13 protein-coding genes and 1 pseudogene are annotated in these 19,803 nt (G+C 43.2%); 6 read left to right on the plus strand and 8 right to left on the minus strand.

Annotation, left to right across the window (positions count from 1 at the left end; genetic code table 11):
• Positions 1 to 34 precede the first annotated feature (34 nt).
• From JR334_00605 to JR334_00630, 6 genes are all read left to right on the plus strand, one after another.
• A complete protein-coding gene (locus JR334_00605; GenBank protein ID QRN85778.1) occupies positions 35 to 3,886 on the plus strand; it encodes a leucine-rich repeat protein in 3,852 nt (1,283 codons plus the stop codon).
• 696 nt (positions 3,887 to 4,582) lie between these two features.
• On the plus strand, positions 4,583 to 6,811 hold the full coding sequence (locus JR334_00610; GenBank protein ID QRN85779.1) for a hypothetical protein: 2,229 nt from the start codon (positions 4,583 to 4,585) through the stop codon (positions 6,809 to 6,811).
• A 500-nt stretch (positions 6,812 to 7,311) separates the two neighbouring features.
• Complete coding sequence (locus tag JR334_00615) at positions 7,312 to 7,494, plus strand: hypothetical protein (GenBank protein QRN85780.1); 183 nt, start codon at positions 7,312 to 7,314, stop codon at positions 7,492 to 7,494.
• A gap of 995 nt (positions 7,495 to 8,489) precedes the next feature.
• Positions 8,490 to 9,197, plus strand: coding sequence for an SAM-dependent DNA methyltransferase (locus JR334_00620; protein ID QRN85781.1), 708 nt, complete (start codon positions 8,490 to 8,492; stop codon positions 9,195 to 9,197).
• A gap of 111 nt (positions 9,198 to 9,308) precedes the next feature.
• Complete coding sequence (locus tag JR334_00625; GenBank protein QRN85782.1) at positions 9,309 to 9,962, plus strand: hypothetical protein; 654 nt, start codon at positions 9,309 to 9,311, stop codon at positions 9,960 to 9,962.
• A gap of 332 nt (positions 9,963 to 10,294) precedes the next feature.
• On the plus strand, positions 10,295 to 10,909 hold the full coding sequence (locus JR334_00630; GenBank protein QRN86812.1) for a hypothetical protein: 615 nt from the start codon (positions 10,295 to 10,297) through the stop codon (positions 10,907 to 10,909).
• A 51-nt stretch (positions 10,910 to 10,960) separates the two neighbouring features.
• Here JR334_00630 and JR334_00635 read toward each other — a convergent pair whose 3' ends face one another.
• The 8 genes and pseudogenes from JR334_00635 to JR334_00670 all read right to left on the minus strand — a co-directional run bounded on the left by JR334_00635 (position 10,961) and on the right by JR334_00670 (position 19,803).
• Positions 10,961 to 12,535 (minus strand): recombinase family protein, encoded by a 1,575-nt coding sequence (locus tag JR334_00635; protein ID QRN85783.1) that lies wholly within the window; start codon positions 12,533 to 12,535, stop codon positions 10,961 to 10,963.
• The gene (locus JR334_00640; protein ID QRN85784.1) at positions 12,520 to 14,292 is read right to left on the minus strand and encodes a recombinase family protein; all 1,773 of its coding nucleotides are present in this window, start codon (positions 14,290 to 14,292) and stop codon (positions 12,520 to 12,522) included. Before JR334_00640 ends, JR334_00635 begins: the two co-directional genes overlap by 16 nt.
• Before the next feature lie 50 nt (positions 14,293 to 14,342).
• Entirely contained in the window at positions 14,343 to 14,513 is a 171-nt protein-coding gene (locus JR334_00645) for a hypothetical protein (GenBank protein ID QRN85785.1), read from the minus strand.
• Entirely contained in the window at positions 14,506 to 14,928 is a 423-nt protein-coding gene (locus JR334_00650) for an RNA polymerase subunit sigma-70 (GenBank protein QRN86813.1), read from the minus strand. Before JR334_00650 ends, JR334_00645 begins: the two co-directional genes overlap by 8 nt.
• Before the next feature lie 128 nt (positions 14,929 to 15,056).
• Positions 15,057 to 15,752, minus strand: a pseudogene (locus JR334_00655) (N-acetylmuramoyl-L-alanine amidase).
• 3 nt (positions 15,753 to 15,755) lie between these two features.
• Positions 15,756 to 16,166 carry a phage holin family protein gene (locus JR334_00660; protein QRN85786.1) on the minus strand — a complete coding sequence of 137 codons (411 nt, stop codon included), beginning with the start codon at positions 16,164 to 16,166 and terminating at the stop codon, positions 15,756 to 15,758.
• Positions 16,167 to 16,181: 15 nt separating this feature from the next.
• Entirely contained in the window at positions 16,182 to 17,510 is a 1,329-nt protein-coding gene (locus JR334_00665) for a hypothetical protein (GenBank protein ID QRN85787.1), read from the minus strand.
• A 4-nt stretch (positions 17,511 to 17,514) separates the two neighbouring features.
• Positions 17,515 to 19,803, minus strand: coding sequence for a hypothetical protein (locus tag JR334_00670; protein QRN85788.1), 2,289 nt, complete (start codon positions 19,801 to 19,803; stop codon positions 17,515 to 17,517).

A 19,803-nucleotide genomic window follows, 5' to 3' on the forward strand; every position in this document is an offset into this window, starting at 1 on the left:
TATATGAATATTTATAAATATAAGGGGGCGCAACGTGAAAGGGCTGTATAGTAGAGTATCAGTAAGAAAGATGGTGTTGGTCACATTAACGGTAGTTTTATTACTGTTCGGTTTCCAAACCTCTGCGATGGCGGAAGAAGTGTTTAGCTATGATAACTTTCAATACCTTGATAATGGTGATGGAACGTGTGAAATTATCGGTTATATTGGTACTCCTGCATCACCTGTTCTTGGATATCTCAGTATACCAGATCAATTGAATGGCTTGGTTGTAACATCAATTGGTGCTGAGGCATTTCTTAATTCAGGTATTACTAGAATTATTTCTATTCCCGAAACTGTGACAAGAATGGGAAAGGATGCATTTAGCGGTAATTCAATAACCAGTAGTATTACTCTTTGGCAACCAGAAGGTACGTATGACTGGTATAGCTCAGAAGGTAAAATTTTTAGCGAAGTTATTGATGATTTTGGGCTTTCTTATGTTGCTCGTACAAAGGACGAGTACACCTTGACAGATAGCGATGTAACAGTTTCAGACGGTATTCTTACTAGCTATACAACTAGTAACACTGGATATGATTATCCAGAGTATCCTCCTGCTTTTATTGCTATTCCGGAAACATTGGATGGACAGACGATTGTCAGCATTGGTGATGAAGCATTCAAAGAATCGTTAATACGTTCGGTCACAATGCCTGACAGCGTGACGAGCATCGGCAATAGTGCTTTTTATGGTAATCGTTATTTGGACCAATTGGAATTAAGCCCCAATCTTACGAGCATAGGTGACTCCGCCTTTTATAAATGTTACCTTACAGAGCCAGTAACGCTTGGCGAAAATCTAAAAGTAATTGGTGATAATGCATTTGAATGGAATTTCTTCAGAACGCTCTCTATTCCTGATAGTGTGACGAGCATGGGATTTGCAGCATTCAGATTTAATGTTTATTTGAATTCTCTTACGCTAGGCAGTGGATTGACTGAAATAGGCCGAGATGCATTTAGGGGGGCCTCGCTTACAGAAGTAATCGGGGGAGGAACCAATGAAGGAATCATATTCGGGAGAAACGCAGATGGTAGTGTGGATGAGTCATCAGTCATTGGCTATGGCGGACGCAGTACAACCATTGATTTCATACCAAGCAGTGTCCGATATATCGGTACATCTGCATTTGGTAATAGTGTGGCTGAATCAGTAATAATACCCGACAGTGTAGAAACCATTGGTAGTGGTGCATTTAGTGATTGTCAAATTGAGTCGGTCGAAATTGGTAAGAATGTGATGACCATTGGTAGTCGTGCATTCAGCAGTAATTTTATCCAATCGGTTGAGTTTGGCGATAATGTTACTTCAATAGGAGAGTGGGCGTTTAGTGATAATTCCTTGGAATCGGCTACGTTCGGTGAAAATCTAGCGGATATAGGTATGTATGCGTTTTATGATAATTCCCTGCAGACTGTTGAGATGGGTGATAATGTGAAGAGCATTGGTCAATATGCATTTGCTGGAAATTCTCTGGAATCAGTCAAACTGGGGACTGGATTGACAAGCCTTGGTAGAGCAGCATTCAACCAGAATAGCATTAGCTCAGTAATAGGTGGCGGCACCGATGACGGTATTTTTTTTGGAATAAATTCAGATGGCAGTGAGGATTATTCAACGATCGTTTCGTATGGCGGTGCCAGTAAAAGTATTGATTTTATACCAGACAGCGTAGAAAACATAGGCAGAGATGCATTTAGCTATTCGGATCTAACATCTGTGACAATTCCTGATGGTGTAAAAACGCTTGGTATTGCTGCCTTTCGGGGCAATTCTTTAGCATCGATTGAGCTTCCAGACAGTATAATTCAAATAGAGATTAGTGCCTTTCTTGAAAATGAAATGTCATCCTTTATCTTACCAACTCCTGAGGGAATCATTGATTGGTATAGACGGTATGATAGACCTCATTTGTTAGAATCAGGTTCGGTACAGACTGATTTTATGGAAGATTACTTTGCAAGGATAGGAAACTATACACTGACAGATGATGATGTTACCGTGGTAGATGGCCTTATCACGGAATGTTCTATTGAAGTGATCCAAAGTTCTTTTCCACCCAATAATGTAGGACTTGAGTATCCTCCTGCTTCCATCGTCATACCCGAAATGCTGGATGGTCAAACTGTAACGGGTATAGGCGAAGGAGCATTTGTCAATCAATATCTTACTTCAATATCAATCCCTGAAAGTGTGACGGTTATCGGGGCTAGAGCATTTGCTCAAAATGTATTATCTAGTTTTACCTTACCAGAATGTAGAGTAGATGGATATGCCTTTATAGAATGGGTAGATGGTTCTAGCAATTCCTATCTTGGGAATAGTGATGCTACAAACTTGACGACAAGCTATGTGGCAGTTTTATCTGATAGCGCCTATCCTATATATTATGTTCTCGATGGTGGTGTGAATTATGAGGACGCTCCGACTTACTACAATGAAGAAACCGAAACCCTTGTACTAGGCACACCAAACAAGGATTATTACACATTTTCCGGTTGGTTTGATGCATCTTTTGGTGGTAAGCAGGTGACAGAGATTCAAGAGGGGAGTACTGGTGATGTGACCCTATACGCTAGATGGACTCCCATTGCTTATCCAGTAATATATGATCTTAACGGTGGCATGAACTATGAGGATGCTCCTGTAAGCTATAATATTGAAACAGAAGATATAATCTTGGGCACGCCAAGTAAGACTGGTTACGATTTTACCGGTTGGTTTGATGCGGTAACTGATGGGAATCAGGTGACAGAAATATCCCAAGGCAGTACGGGTGAGGTGACCTTGTATGCTAGGTGGTCGCTTGCTACTTATGATATTACCTATACTCTGAATGGTGGTGCAAATTATGAGGATGCGCCCACAAGTTATACCATGGAGAGTGAAACCCTTGTACTAGGCACACCAGACAAGGATTATTACACATTTGCCGGTTGGTTTGATGCCTCGTCTGGTGGAAACCAGGTGACCGAGATTCAAGAGGGGAGTACTGGTGATGTGACCCTATACGCCAGATGGACACCCATTGCATATCCAGTTACTTATGATCTTAGCGGTGGTCTGAACTATGAGGGTGCACCTGTAAGTTACAACATAGAAACGAAGGATATAGCACTTGGCACACCGACCAAGATGGGTTACGATTTCGCCGGTTGGTATGATGCAGCTACAGATGGTAATCAGGTGACAGAAATACCCCAGGGCAGTACAGGTGAAGTGAATTTATACGCTAGATGGGCACTGGCTACCTATGATATTACCTATAATCTTAATGGGGGTCTCAACTACGAGGATGCACCCCAAAGTTATACCGTAGAGAGTGAAACTCTGGTGTTAGGCATACCAACAAAGAACAACTATAAGTTTATTGGTTGGTACGATACTGAGTCAGATATCTGGATAACTGAGATTCCACAAGGGACCTTTGGTGATAAGGTATTAATTGCTAAGTGGTCGAGGAGGTCTTCTAGCTCAGACTCAGATGATTCTAAGCCAGACGATGAAAGTGATGTGCTTCCTTTGTTAGATATAAAGGAAAATGACTCTAGTGGATCCTCGTCTGTAATGCTGGTGACCTTTGGCCATGGACTCACAGAATCCATTACACCACTACCGTGGTTTGAGGTGGCTATGTTATTGTCTATAAGCAATGATACAATCACTACGGATATGGATGCATTTATGACAATGCTAAACTCTTCTGATATATACCTACTAGAAGGTAGAGGTGTGCAGCTGATATTAATTCATGAGGACCATCCACTTTCGCAGTCTGTACAAGATTATACCAGCAACCACATTGATGAACTGATGGAGATATTAGTAGTGAACCAATAGGCTGAATGATATTAATAAGGTGCTTTAGAAAAGACTAAGCTTTGGCTATACAGACTCTGAACTTGTATTAAGAAGAGTAGAAGGTATAGATGGAAGAGGATATTCCAGAAGCAGTAAAGTAGACCAAAACCCAAAATCACAGCGATTTAGAAGAACCTATTATAAATCCTAAGGAATAAGAAGTATTGATTATTCGTGGTTTTTGGATGGTGAGGATGACCGAAAAGAAAAATTAAAGGAGATATCTGTAAGATGAATTTCTTGCAGATATCTCTTTTTTTCTCAGTAGGGAGTTTTGAAGTGGATTTACCAGGTTTGTACGAATTGTATGTCTGGCTTTTGTTTTTTGTATTATCTGATTGCAAAACATACGTGTAGAATAATTATCTCATACACGCTTTCGGATAGGTCTTACAGAACTTTCTTACCACATTATAATAATCGTTAGAATTATTTTAGATATTTAATGTGCTAGAAATTCTTACAGGAATGATTTCAGCTTTATTGGAGGAAAAAACATATATTATACAGAATAAATATAATATATATGTTCTATCTTTGGCCAATAGTTGGATGAATATGGTAAGTCCATAGCAATATATTTTTAATAAATATTCTATTGTGCCCATATTTTTACAGTTACCGTTGTAAGATTCAATTATAGCAGTAGTAGAATAATCAATTAGGAGGCTTGTAATGCGCTTGAAAAGCATGGTTCAGCAAGAAAAGTATTTGGATCTTAGGGGCTTGTCAGGCGTACTTGATAATGAGCTCAAACAATTGATTCTTATCGAAAAATTGTATCCAGAAGATGTGAAGGAGTGGTTACAAGACGAAGAGACCACACTGTTTGATAATCTATCAAGTAATCCTCAAAAGATAAAAATGGCGGTTCATCAATCTGAAGAGAACCAATGTAAGGCTTATGATGAATATTTTTCTTTGTTGCCAGAGATATTGTCAGAGCTTGATAGTGCTTCTACGTGTGATTTAGAAGTAGTGGATTTGAGAATATGTATGACAGTTCGGGCAGTGAATGATTTTATACAAAATGATGAAAAAAACTGGAAAGATTGGAATGACTTAGATCTAATAGTTGATAGAATAATTGAAGTGAACAATGAGATACTTGATGGACCCTGCATGCTACTATTCTTAAGTTGCTATGCCTTGCATGCTCGCAAAGAACTTTTACCTAATTTAGAACTTACAGATGAGGACAATGCAACAGTAAGATTAAGTTTTGAATTGAAAGCGGTGGAATGCTTATTGCGTTTCCATGCAATATATAGGAAGTATGAATTGGATAAAAGTATTGAAAACAAGGAACACATTATTCGCTCCAAGGAAAAGGATGTTACTAAAAAAGATAAAGTTATTTGCAAGAGAGAGAAAAAGATTGAAAAATTGGAGAAGGATGTCCAACGACTGAAAGAAAGCCTAAAAAAGAAGAAACTAAATGAACGATTGAATTCGGCTCAAACTGAGCATAAAACCAATGACATAAATAGCATTTCGAAAGAGAAAGATAAGAATCCGTTCGAAGATAGAAATGTTGAAGAAATGGAAAACAAGATAAAAGAACTGACGGCTAGGTTGAATTCTAAATCTGATAAGATGGATTCTTTTAAGCGGAAAATCAAAGATCTATCTGAGGAAGCTGAACGAGAAAAATCCCTAGGTATTCATGACAGGCTGGAAAACTACCTTAGGGCACATGGTATTGATGCCGCTATGATACAAATTCTGCACCCCTATTGGGAAGACTATATGGAAGGTCGAAAGGTTCTTCCAAGCAAGGATAAAGTCCTAGGTAGAACGAAAATAGGAACGTGTCATATTATGGAAAAAGAACACTATATTCAATTTCCGGATGGAGAAAGACAGAAGGTGTTCAATTTAGAGGATGATACTCTCCTGGCTGTAGGCCAGTTTCTACGGGTAGACGTTGAAGGAAGATTTCAGGAAAGTTATCATGCGTGGTGTCCAGAGTATCTCTTGGAGGAAACTTGTGAATGGTATGGAAAGGTAATCAGTGTAGAGGGTAAACAAGCTCAAGTACAAATCTTTGAAGATGATATCCGCGAGGTAAGAATGGATAGCACTGGAATCTATGAAGGATGGATTGTTGGTGGGAATGCCAATGAAATTAAGACTGTGTTTCCAGGGTATAATTTCCATTTGGCGAGTATCAAAGATTCAGCTGATGCTAGAGAAATAGAGGTTTTATGGACGATTGAGCTTCTTAAAAGTGGGGCAATATGCAGAAATGTCTATAGTGGCGAGCAGGTATTTCGGAGTCTAGATGATTCCGACTATAGCCAAATTTCTAGCAACAGTCTTTTATTCATGCGTAATGGAAGAGTTGTCAATGTATTTAAAGATGGAAAGCATTACACGCATTCAAAACTCTATAAGCATTCAAGAACTGGTGTATTTTTAAATGATAACAATCATTTATTGTTAAAAATGTCGAATGGTGAGTCACATCTAGTGACCAATGTGCCAGAAGGAATCGAACCAGGAAGTAGAATACTGACAGATGAATGTTATCGTTATATTAGGCTATTGGGTAGGAAAACTAGTCCAACCAGCAGCACTAAAAATACAGAAGAAGCGAAGAATTTACCACCACTCAAAGAGGAAACGATTCTAATTATTGGAAATATTGGACTTGCAAACAGCTATCAAAGAGAATTTCGCAAAGCAGGTTATCAAGTTATGATTGCAGATGGAACAAGGGAGTGGGGCCATATTAGGAGTGCATGTTCTGGAGCGGACCTTATTCTATTAGATACATCACATATGCAACATAAGATCTATTATAAGTGTATGGATGAACTGCAAGGCTCTAGTGTATATCTTCACCATGGGTCGGGACCACAGAAAATGATTCAGTATGTAAGGGCAGTGCTGGAAGCCTAACAGGATGAAGATTACGAAAATTGCGTAAAGAAAGCCTCAATTGTACAGCAAACAGGATGGGGGAAAAGTGTTGTATAATTTATCGCGACCAAGGTTTTAAGAAGTTGGGGCGACGGTCCAACTATTTTGCTAAGCCCGCTACTGGCTCTAATCAGGAATCAAATTGAAAACGCTGTGAATTTTTTCCTTGTAGCGGTAAGTATAAATAGTCAGGATACCAATGAGTGGAATGATGTAAAAACTAAACTGAGACTCGACCAATGCGACGCCCTGCTAATATCATCGGAACAACTGGTAATAGGGAAAGATTCTCGGACCTGTTATCCTATATTAAGAAAGGGATAGGCATGTTGTAGTGGATGAAGCTCATTGTATTTCTGACTGGGGGCATTATTTTAGACCGAGCTATCGCAGAATTCCGAATATTATCAAGAGTCTTCCGCCTAATTCTCGCAACTTGGTGAAATGAGGTATTCAGAGGACCCTTGGTACGCGAACCTTTGAGAATTCAGGTAATAAAGCTGAAAAACCAGACAGATAGGTTTGCTTGGCTTGCAGAAAAAGGCATAGATGTCAGAGCTTATACTGGTCGGATGGTGGCAGGAGAGTCTAAGATTATTGAAGGAACGTCCATGCACAATCGATTGAAGGTTGTTGTTGCGATTTTCGTAGTCATATCATAGGAGGGTGTAACAGGTCTTTTAATTATGGAGATACACGAGATTTGTAGGACTAATTTTGATAAAGTGTTGCCCTTCAATAGATTGATGGTTCTAGATTAAGGAGGAATACGTAAGTATATTGTAGTGAATAATTTTGTCTAAACTCAAGATGCTCAATCTTAATGTTGAAAAGAAAAAAGATTTTAGACCTCGAATACCTTAAACATTAAAGGTTTTGAGGTCTTTTTTATATGGTGGAGACATATAAGGTTTACAAATAGTATTTTCATTTTATGTTTTATCTTCCCAAAAAAGAAATGCACTAAATTTAATTTGATAACCCGTCAGTTAGAATAAGTATTGGAATATGCATTAAAAAAACACAACATAAATTATAAAATCGAAAAAAAATAGTGTTATAATTAAAAAGCTATATGTGTCATAAAGTGAGGTCGTTGTGGTGGTATTTACCATAAATTATGCTAGTTGCAATTGATTAGCGTTTCTAACACTTTTTACTAGGCTTGATTGTTCGTGAAGGGTGATAGTTTCCCATAAAGTATCTTATAAAAATTGCAAAAAGAATAATTCTGTTAAGTAGATATTTTAAGTTGCGAGAAATTGAAGTGCTTTGCGTACAAAACTTTTCAAATGATGCTTATAGACTTTAATGAGGAAGTCTTAAGATACGTAGTTATCGCGATACTGGTGGAAACTGAGAAAATTTTGCTGATGAAAAAATGGTTTCGGTAAAACTAGATATCATGAGTTCAAGTGCTAATTGAATCAGAAAACCAAACTATGTAGATACCTGATAAATGTAGGCAAGAGAAGTAAGAAGGTGGACAGTTCTTTCAATGCTTAGCTGGGTAAAGTTGAAAACATTACAACAGATGTATTGCTTAATATTTGCAAGGCCGTGCTACAAGGTCGAGAATCTATTCGAAATTGTTAAAGATGAAAACAATGAGAACACATAACAGTGATTCTCATATTTTGAAAGTGAGGTTATATGAATGAATAAGCAACAATTAGCAACAAAAATATGGGAATCTGCAAACAAAATGCGATCCAAAATTGAGGCCAATGAATATAAGGACTATATTTTAGGTTTCATTTTTTATAAATTTTTGTCAGATAAAGAAATTAGCTTCATGCAAAGCAAAGGCGCTACAGATGAAGATATTAAGCAATTAAGCGAAGAAGATACTGAAACAGTCAAATATATTCAAGGTAATATTGGATATTTTATTGCTTATAAAGACTTATTTTCTACTTGGCTCTCACTGGGAAAAGATTTTGATGTTTCCAACGTACGTGATGCACTTTCTGCATTTAATCGCCTAATTGACAGTAATTACAAAAAAGTCTTTGACGGTATTTTTGAGACTCTACAAACTGGCCTATCCAAGCTGGGTGAAAGCTCTGGTTCACAGACGAAAGCTATAAACGATTTGCTTCAGCTTATTAAAGATATCCCGATGGATGGCAAGCAGGACTATGATGTTTTAGGCTTCATCTATGAATATCTCATTTCTAATTTTGCAGCTAATGCAGGCAAGAAAGCGGGTGAGTTCTACACTCCACATGAAGTATCACTTTTAATGAGTGAAATTGTTGCTGATCACCTAAAAGACCGTAAAGAAATCCAGATCTACGAAATAATCATGCAGAGATTGATACAATTTAATGATTGCCGTAGGTCGTTACAACTTGCAGGGTAAGTTGGATTTTGCGGGGTAAGTATTAGGAAGCCGAGACTGCTCGGCAATTTTTATTTAAAGCAAGATTAGTACTGTTATCGGCTTAATCTTATTGAGCAAGGGGTGAAATATTTGAATAACGAAAAATATAACGAATCTTTATCTGAACGATTACACAAGATTAAAGAATTGCGAGAAGTAGCTAAAAGTGTTGCGAGTGGCATCATAGGGAATACACTATATAAAGAAGATTTATTTTTCACATCTGCGCTGGATAGAAGTGTCGCTTTGTTGGATGGCGTCGTAAACATGCTACAAGAAAGAAATTTAGCTTGTGTAGGAATTTTAGTGCGATCTCAAATTGACAATTGTATGAGGATCTTTGCTGCATTTATTGCAGCAGATAAAACTGCGTTCATAGATGGCTTTCTTCAAGGGAAAAAGATTAGTGATTTCAAGGACGATCGCGGGAACAAAATGAAAGACGTCTTTCTAAGAGAAAGATTAGAGGAATACGATTCTCAGATCAGCGAAGTATATAGGAAATCATCAGGTTACATACATTTTTCAGAGGTGGCTTTTTATTCAAGCGTTTGTGCAAAGGATAATTACCATATTGAATTTTCCATAGGACTTCCAATAAGAGAGGAAGCAAATGAAATTCTATTGGAAGGAGCGGACGCTTTTATACATTACACATTGCTGGAATATAGGTTATTGCAGGCGGTAGTTGAATCAAAGGAACGTGTAGATAAATTGGATTCCTACGGGGGTGAAGCGCAATGATTGAGGAAATTACCAAACGCTCTCTCGATGATGTCCGAGCGGCCTATAAGAAGTATTTAAATGAACAGGATCTATCGAAGAACACCATAATGACATCTGCTACTGATGCTTTTTATATTTGGCGTAAGCTGGGCGCGGATTCATTCTGGGACATAGTCTTTTCTGACAGCTTTGAAACTCTCGCAAAAGAGACCCTTCTTGGCCTATTGCGTCAACAGTCAAGCGGAAATGCAGAGACAAATGTCAACGGCTATATGGCGCATTTGCGAAGATTCAGACGTTTCCTTCAGAGCGAGTCAGCTCTTGAGATACCTGAGACCATTTCTCTGGCTATAGCACCTACGGAAGGCACACTCGTAAAAATAGCACAAATACTACCTCCCCCATCAGTCGAGCAGGTTGAATATTATCTTGCACAGTGGGATGCACTTGAAGATTATCACCTTCAGGAGGATGCTCTTAACCGGCTGTTCTTCAACCTCTGCCCAGACAATAAAAACATATCCGACATATTGCTAAAGGTATCCGTGCTCAATGATTTTTATAGTACAAACATTTTTAAGGTTTTTCCTGTTGCAAAGCGCATTCTTTCATTAGGTATTGATGATCGTCTGCAGCAAGGAGATGGCACATTGGTTGACGATATAAAGGAAGTAGTAATAAGCGGGAAAACATTAAATTTCTACTCATTTGCCACGAAGTATTGTAGTCATCACAAGCCGCTGGATTATCCAATCTATGATAGTTATGTGGATGAAGTGCTGCGGTATTATCGAAAAAAGGATGGGTTTGCTACATTCAGGAATGATGAACTGAAGAATTATACTCGTTTTAAATCTATTTTGGAGTCATTCCGAAAATTCTATCATCTAGATAGGTACAATCTCAAAGAGCTTGATAAGTACATCTGGCAGCTTGGCAAGGCGTACTTCAACAAATATGAATGACAAAAACTTCTCGCCACCCTAATGATAGCGAGAAGTTTATCTTTTCTGGGCTTATGCTTTTATATCTGTCCCGTCCTTGAAGGTGACCCGGACATCGTCCTTGCTGTAGACCGTCATGAAATCCGCAAGGCTGTACCAGAGCGCGGGCTGAAACTCGGTCACACCTTCGAGTCGTTTGAGCTCGTCGAGGAAGGTTTTGATTGTCGCTTGCCGCGCCTGCTTGTCGTTTATCTCCCCATTGACCATTTCCAGTCCTGCTTTTGCCCTGTTGAAGCGATCGGTCAAACCATCGTAACGCTTCTGGTAGTCAGCTTGGTCGAGGGCTACGTGGGCGTTTTCATTGATGCACTGATGCGTGAGCTCGGAAACTACCAGGAGCTCGTTTTGTAGCTCATCACGCTCGGTGGTCAGCGCACTCAAGTCAAAAGCGGCGTCCTGGGCAAGCTCAAAGGCTGCGATGATTTCATCTTTGTCGGCAAGCAGCTTGTGTAGAGCCGAAAGGTAAAAGTTCTGTATTTCCTCATCAGTCAGATGTGGCGTTGTGCAAATCTCGTCATTCTTGAATTTATGATTGCAGCGCCAGATGGTGCGGCGGTATTTGTCGGTGGAATGCCAGACCTTAGAGCCATACCAGTTCCCGCAGTGGCCACATTTTATTCTGCCAGAAAACAAATGAACACCGCTGTGTCGGCCACGGCTTTGATCACGCCGCGCCAGTTCACGCTGGACCATATCGAACACATCCGGGGTGATAATTGCCGGGTGGTTATTTTTCACATAGTATTGTGGGATTTCACCCTCGTTGACCTTTTTCTTCTTGGTGAGGAAATCAACCGTGTAGCTTTTCTGAAGGAGCGCATCACCACGGTACTTTTCATTTGTAAGAATGCTACGCACCGCTCCAGCGTTCCAGCGCGCTTTGCCTCCTGGTGAAAGCACACCATCATCGGTCATTGTGGAAGCGATACCGAAGGGTGTCATGCCCTGCAGAAATAAGCTGTAGATGCGTTTGATCGTAGAGGCTTGCTCTGGATTGATGATCAGATTTCCGTCCTCACCACGGTCATAGCCGAGAAATCTGTTGAATGGAACCGTGACCTTGCCGTCTGCGAAACGCTTTCTCTGGCCCCATGTGCAGTTCTCCGAAATCGAGCGGCTTTCCTCTTGCGCCAGTGAGGACATGATGGTAATCAGCAATTCACCCTTGGAGTCCAGGGTCCAGATGTTTTCCTTTTCAAAGTAAATCTCCACACCTTTTTCCTTGAGCTGGCGCACAGTGGTCAGGCTGTCCACCGTATTTCTGGCAAAGCGGCTGACGGACTTGGTGACAATCAGGTCAATCTTTCCAGCAAGGGCATCGGCTATCATGCGCTTGAAACCCTCGCGGTGTTTGGTGTTGGTACCGGTGATGCCTTCATCGGTATAAACCTCGACAAACTCCCAATCGTCACGACTCTTGATGTAGTTGGAATAATAATCGACCTGCGCTTCGTAGCTGGTAAACTGCTCTTCACTGTCTGTAGAGACGCGAGCATAACCAGCTGTGCGGCGCTTTTTGTTTTCGTTAATTGGCGAAGATGTGAACCGGCTGATTGTCGCCGGTATAGTTGTTACGGTTTTGGCCATTTCTTTTCACTCCTTAGTTCTCTCATCCTTTCACTAGCTGCCGCCCGGCGCTCATCGGTCCAGCTGGCTCTAATTGCTTGGGTTTGCTTTTCACGGCGTTCTTCAGTCCATTTTGCGCCTTTTCGTTTTTCCTTGAAGCTCTTTGTCACCTCATGCCCGTCGCGAAAGTGGAAGGTCACGTTGTTACCAAGCACTGTTGCGCATTCGAGCTGATTATCCATGACTGCTTCATCAAAGGAGTCGAGTGCAAGTACATCGGTGACAAGAGTTTTCATGGTTTCATCCCTAATGGAGACCTTATCGCAAATGCCTGCTGGTCCTGTACAATGCCAAGTTCGCGCTCGGGTACCATCCTTCATCACTTTTGACTGGCAGCGATAATTCGAGCCACATTGTCCGCAACGTATGAATCCGGTGAACTCGTTATAAATGTACTTGTTGGGGTTGGTTTCTTTGCGTTTGTGGAGCTCTCCCCAGCGCCGCCTTCGTTCCTGTGTCCAGCAATCGGTTCTCGCCGTGGATTCCCATGTTGTGGTGACCTCACGGCCATCGTAAAAGCGAAACTGTAGCGTGTCAGCGCTAACCATATAGATTTCCTCGACCTGCTCGCTGAAGGCAACATCATCAAACTCAGTAAGCCCCATAGCCTCGGCGGCAACATTCTTGAGCATCTTTTCCGGAATGTTTTTTGATCCGCATGCACTGACACCTTTCTGGCTTTTTGTCAGGCAGGTCCAGATGTAGTAAACCTCACCGGCAGTATTTCGTTTTCCGCTCCGGCGGTAATGCTTGCCGCAAATGCCGCAGGTGATTTTTGTAGAAAAGGCCGTCAGGTTCAAGGACTTATTACCGAGGGGTCCTAGGTCGCGTCTGCGCTTGAACTCGGTTTGTACCTTCTGAAACTCATCCATCGGAATGATGGCTTCGTGGGTATCCTCAACAAAAAACTGTGGCAGTTCGCCGCGATTCTTTTTGCGGTGCTTGGTGATCGGGTCTTCGACATATTCCTTCTGAAAGAGCATGTTCCCGGTGTAGGTGATGTTCGTGAGCACTACCTTGACATTTGAATCCACCCATTCTTTGCCTTGGCGAGTGTAAAGGCCTTTCTCGTTGAGTATCCGGCCAATCTCGATTCTCGATGCGCCTTTCATGTATTCCCGGTACATGAAGCGGACAACTTCGGCCTCCTCAGGAATAATCGTGAGCCGATCATCAATCCACTCGTAACCAAACACCCGCATCTGGCCATTTGGGATACCTTTCTGAAATCGTTTGATCGTACCCCATTTGACGTTATCCGAAATACTGCGGCTTTCTTCCTGCGCGAAGGAAGCGAGTAGTGTTAGCATTAACTCGCCGTCCTCTGAAAGGGAATCTATCTGCTCCTTTTCGAAGCGGACCGAGATTCCAAGGTCCTTAAGGTGGCGGACGGTGTTCAGAAGGTCAACAGTATTTCTGGCAAAGCGAGAGATCGACTTCGTAATGATGATGTCAATTTTTCCAGCTTCGCAATCCTCAACCATGCGCCTAAATTCATCGCGCTTGCTGGTGCCAGTACCACTTATGCCGTCATCCGCATAAACGCCTACGTATTGCCAGTCCGAGTGCTTCTGTATCAGCTCGCTGTAGTGGCTTATCTGAGCTGATAAAGAATGGTTCAATCGCTCGGTTTCCATTGAAACTCTGGCGTAGGCAGCTACTTTCTTACGAACCGGCATTTGCGGTATTGCGGGCTCAATTTTGACTACTGTTTTCAAGAGAAATCACTCCTTTCCAACCATATACATCACTCAGAAAGGCAGTTAAGTCAACGCATTTCGGACAGTAATGTACCCAAAGCTGGCTGGAATTTTTCGAGCAGATTAGTATCAATTACAGCGTATTCTTCCTGCGTCAGAAGCCCTTTTTCAAGGAGTGCTTTAGCTATCGAAATGGCCACCTGATAGCGCTTTTCAGCTTGAAACTGTATCTCAGTCATGTGACTCACCGCCTCGAAAGCGAGCAGCGATATAGCAGCTGTGGCAGCAATATTTGCGGCTGGAATTACCGTAGGCTGTGAATTGATTCCCGCAGTAGGCACAAGTGAAGGAGTATACCGCTTTTCGTTCGATCTGGTCCGGGTGTGTGTTCCACCACTGTTGACGGCAGTCTGGGGAGCAAAACTTCAGCTTTTTTCTACCTGGAATCTGGTGTAACGGCTTGCCACAACCTTGGCAGAAGCTCTGGTCCGGTGTGATTCGAGCATTGCTTTGTGCTTTGACACCAGCAAGATCGTGAGCGCGGCAGTATGCCTTTACATTATCCTTTGTGAGACCGACCGCCTTGGCAATTGTCGTATATCCATAACCGTCATGACGCATGGCGGTAATTCTCTCTTTTTGTTCATTTGTCATCGCTTGTCCTCCAATCTGAGAACTTCCGTCCTCACTACCCAATGGAGGTGAACAAGCCTTTTGAACGAAAAAGCAAAAAAATAATGCCTACCGAAAGAAGGATCTCTCAGTAGGCATTAATTGGAGTGTTATTCGCTGTATTTGATAAAGGCATCAGCAAAACCAGCCGCCTTGACCTTGCGGAGCATGGCGTCAGCATTTGCCTTGACAGAAAATGCGCCAAGTTGAACTCGGTAATACTTCTTCGGTGCAGTTGGAGTGACGGGAGCAAGACCGGATTTTACATCAGCACGAAAGGTGTCCATCGATTTGCCATGCCTAGGAAACCAGTGCATGACGTCGCCGTGGTTGCTGGCAACACCAAGTTTATGGCCTTCTGAGTGGCAGATGATATCCTTTTCGGTGAGCCCGTATTGTTTGCAGAGATAGACGCAAAGCTCCACGGCTTCCTTGTAAACGGCATTAAAATACGAGGTGTTGGTCAGACCGTCCTAGCAGATTTCAAAGCCGATATGTGTATCGTTCGCTGCACCTCCGGCATGCCAGCCTCTATGATTCCACGGTAGGGTCTGATAGGTGGCGATGCTTCCATCAGCCAGCTTACCGATGAAACCGTGGACACAGACCTGTCTGCCATCCGGCTTGTCCTGATTCCAGTGGTTGTTGTACTGGTTCTTTCCCAGAAGTCCGTCATCAGGACCGATATAGCGTTTCAGATAGGGATTGTTCGCCCCGGTAGAATGCACCATGATGCCCTTTGGTGTGATGGTTCTGCCTGCTTTATAACAGGCATTATATATAAGAATTAACTTTCGAAGATTCATTCATCAGCCCTCCTTGCCATCTCGGTTATGAAGCTGTTCCAGGATATCCTTTAACTTTTGTGGCACTGGCAAGCCGATATGCGCCGCATTTTCAAGAATGGAAACACCCTCGTTTGATAGGTAGAAAAAGATAACCGCCGTTCTGATGACCGAGCCTTCTCCGATAACACTCTGGTCGACGATATGCCCAATGGCCACAAGCGAGAAGATAAGCACCTTCTTGAAAATGCCCCGAAAGCCAACCTCGCTTGATAGCTTCTTATCCAATACCGCGCACATCAGACCGGTGACATAGTCAATAACGACAAAGGTTAAAAGAGCGTACAAAAAGCCGTCCCATCCTCCGAGGAAGTACCCAAGGCCTCCGCCTGCTGCAGCAATTGCCGCCTGTGTCCAATTCCAAATTTCTTTCATGTAAAAAATCCTCCTTTAATAGATAGTCACGCCATTTAGATTTGGCTTTTCAGATGCTATTCCAATCAAATCCGAAAGACGCGCTTTGCCTTTTCGTCCACCGCTATCCACTGTGAACGCTGTATAAAAACCGCCTCTGCCAAAATTATGCGTGACATCCGTGACGGTACCGATGGTTTCAGTCTTTGGACCGTTGATTATGCGGACCTCATCACCTAGGGTGAGTTGAGGTGTAAAGACTCCGACGAAACTTTCCTGCCTGCCGGATATGGCGATAGCTTGCGCTAACTCCTCAGCAAGAGCTGTTATTTCGACAAGCGTTGCCCCGTCTGCAGCTGTAACATAAGTTGTTCGATGCGACGGCTGAGACCACCACTTGCTCCGAGGAACTGTGGCATAAACTGTGTTTGACGGCTCAGAACCGGTAACGCAAACTTTGCTAACCGCTTCAGAGTCGTCGTATTCTACGTTATAGCTCCAGCAAGACTTGTCACGCTCAAAACTAAACACAGCAGGTTGATCGAATCGAGCATCTGTAGCAGCTGCTACACCGATAACACCATTAGCCGTTTCATCGATCTTCCAACCGTCAATCAGAGATATGACGCGTTTAATACCATCCAGAATGGTGACATCTGGTTCAAAGCGCAGTTTCCATGGCTTTGTGTTATTGCCGACAAAAAAATCCTCCACCTCGGCGAGGCGAAGAATATCCTGCAGGTTCAGTTGAAGCGTTGTTTCTTCAAAGGCATTGTCCTCATTAAAGGTTTGTTCCTTCAGCAGTTTTCCAATTGCATTTCTAGCGGATACCGATACCTTTTCATCCGGGTACGAGACCGAAGCGCGGTCGATATAGAAGATGCCAAGCGTGATTTCGCCGCTGCTACCGAGAGAAAAGTACAGTTCCATCTTTGTGCCGGGCGTCACGAAAGCACGGTAGCGGTTGAGCAGTGCGCCCTTGATGTTGAGCAAGGTACAAGACATCTGCGAGACCTCGCTGCCGATGCTGAATTTCACCGAACCGTCGATAAACGAATTTGTAATGTCGGTCGGCAGCATATACATCACAAATCGATGGTCGCCTTCAGCGCTCCAGAACCCGTATGCGCCGAAATGCGCTACTTTTTTAATACTCGGGAGCGACACCGTCTCATCGGGTGAGATTCTGCCGGTTTCCGTATAGGTCAGGTTATCATACAAACCGAGAACCGGGTCCGCCGTGTTGCCCGCGACGGTACCGTCGGCGGTGAGGTATATAAAACGGAGCAGGTTGTCCGAGGTGTGTATCACCTGCGGAAACAAGCCTGCTCCTGCGTCAAGGGAATATTCAAATGTTAGCGTCATGGCATCACCCTCTTTGCAGCTGCACCGAGTAGGTGAAGCGCAGCAAGTTGTTCGCGGTCTTGAACGGGTACTCAAGCGCAAAGCTGGCTGTGATCGATGCACCTGCCGCAGGCGGTGTAGTAAACTTTAGACCCGGCACGGTCTTGCCCAAAAAGAAGGTTGAGCCGAAGCTCTGTCCGTCCCTTGTCGGGAAACTCTGATAATATAAATTGTATGTCCAGTTGTAGCTGACACTGCCCGATACGGTTAAGGTCTCTACTTGTTTTGTTCCCGCATTGCCTGCGGTGTCAACGGTGGAAGTCGGTATGGCGGTTAACCCAGTGCAAGTATCATTTGCAATGCTTATGTTCAGGGTAGGATCATTATCCGCAGCCACTTTAGCGGTCAGCCGTACATATCTTCCGTTATCTGGACTGATTGTAAAGAAGTCGGTAATATCAGAGTTTTGTGCGAGAGCTGCGTTTACCTTTGTCGCAACTACTGTCGAAGAGTCTCCGCTTGTAACCGGCACCGAAAGGGTGATCGGAGAGTTTACCATTCCAGCCGCCGTTACGACAACTGTTGCGTTTCCTGCAGTTCCTATGGTTCCGGTCACATAGATATTTTCCTGTTGCTTTACGGCGGCGACTCCGGCTGTCGTATTGGTCGAGGTCGAAACGGTGGTCAGCCCCGCGCAGGTGCCATTTGACAGTGCAATATTCAAGCTTGAAACATTAGCCACCGGCGTTTTAGCGGTTAAGATCACATCCGCACCTGAGACCGACGTATCATATAAAGCTGAAATATTCGCATTGTCTTCAATGGCTGTTTTTATCTTACTCGCCACTATGCTCGCCGTATCCGATGAGACCACAGGTACGGAGAGGGTGATCGGCGAACCTGTCATGCCGCTTGATGTCACAACAACAGTGGCATTGCCTTCGCCGCTTAGGAATACTTTCCAATACCTTGCTGATGTTTCTGTAAACTTCCAGACCTGACCTGTCCTCGAAAGCCCTGATACATCCGTCCAATCGCTGTCATTGTCTGAGCATTGTATTTTAAGGGTATCTAGCCTTGCGGTCGGTACGGTCAGAATATCAATTTTCAACGTATTGCAGGCCCTTGCAGAACCGAAGTCTATTTTAATTGGGTTTACGTCACTTACCACGCAGGATGAAGGATACATCGTATCATCATAACAATCCCACCAAGCTAAGGGATCACGATAATTACGACCTGAGTATGGCGCTTTTGACGCAAGGTCTCCGAACGTCACTCCGACCGCATTGCAGGTCAACGCCGCAGTATGGTAGTTTTCATACCAGTCGCCGCAGTTATTCTCCAAATCCACTGTGTAGTCCGTGCCTTCGGTCATTTCCGTGTTGTTTACAAAAATACGGACGGTTCCAGACTGTATCAGCGGGCACTTCATACTGAACTCGGTGATAGCTCCATCACCCTCGCCGATGACGAGGTGGTCGACCACATAAGGTGGAAAGACGTCATGGTTCGGAAAGGTGAACGCACCGACCCCGGCGACGCCGAGATGCTTGACAATGCGGTTGTTGCACTCGCTGTCAAGGAACGTGGTGACAGGCAGATCGTACTGGTAGGTAGTTGTATTACCGGTACCGCCGCTGAAAGAATAGCTTTTACTGCCGTTATATTTCACGTTCATATCCGAGGAGTACTCCACCGGGAAGCGTGAAAATCGTACATACCCGTCCGTGTTGCCGGTTAGCAGCCATCGGAACAGATAATTGTTCTCAGCCGTGGGGTATACACCGTTCGCACCGAAGCCGGAAGGGGTACAGGTGGCATAAAAGGTTGCGGTTATATACACCACATCCGTATCGGTTTTAGCAATGGCGATCTGATTCCCTTCGGAATCCTGCAACATGGCATGGGACACAATGTAGTAATAAGTGCTAAGTGTGTAGGTACGCTTTCCTTCGAGCGCTACCTCTGTGATTGTACTGCCGTTGCATTCCGTAGCCTCAAGCTTGATTTGCTTAGTCGTATGCGACGTTGGATATGCGTAGACTGTTTCCAATGTCGTCACGGCTTTTCGTGTCAGATGGGTAAAAAGAGCCGTATCCGTAACTGCGGGGGTGCCTGAACCAGTTCCAATTGAAATATAGGTCAGCAGATCGCTTCCTATCGTCATGGGGGAACCTGTCAGCCTAGAATTGAAATAATAATCTGTAATGACGTTGAAGCCGACTGCTGTTTGCTTGACCTTGCCGCTTTCGGCATCGACCACGCTGATGTCAAAACGGTTATGCAGAACGGCTCGTTCTTGTATCTTCAT

This window comes from Clostridia bacterium (assembly GCA_016887505.1).
GTDB lineage: Bacteria > Bacillota > TC1 > TC1 > UBA5767 > UBA5767.

Bases quoted from the DNA above. Each gene is read 5' to 3' on its own strand.
- JR334_00610 (QRN85779.1), top strand. From the start codon at position 4,583: ATGCGCTTGAAAAGCATGGTTCAGCAAGAAAAGTATTTGGATCTTAGG.
- JR334_00620 (QRN85781.1), top strand. From the start codon at position 8,490: ATGAATAAGCAACAATTAGCAACAAAAATATGGGAATCTGCAAACAAA.
- JR334_00635 (QRN85783.1), bottom strand. From the start codon at position 12,535: ATGGCCAAAACCGTAACAACTATACCGGCGACAATCAGCCGGTTCACA.
- JR334_00645 (QRN85785.1), bottom strand. From the start codon at position 14,513: ATGACTGAGATACAGTTTCAAGCTGAAAAGCGCTATCAGGTGGCCATT.
- JR334_00650 (QRN86813.1), bottom strand. From the start codon at position 14,928: ATGACAAATGAACAAAAAGAGAGAATTACCGCCATGCGTCATGACGGT.
- JR334_00660 (QRN85786.1), bottom strand. From the start codon at position 16,166: ATGAAAGAAATTTGGAATTGGACACAGGCGGCAATTGCTGCAGCAGGC.
- JR334_00665 (QRN85787.1), bottom strand. From the start codon at position 17,510: ATGACGCTAACATTTGAATATTCCCTTGACGCAGGAGCAGGCTTGTTT.
- JR334_00670 (QRN85788.1), bottom strand. From the start codon at position 19,803: ATGAAGATACAAGAACGAGCCGTTCTGCATAACCGTTTTGACATCAGC.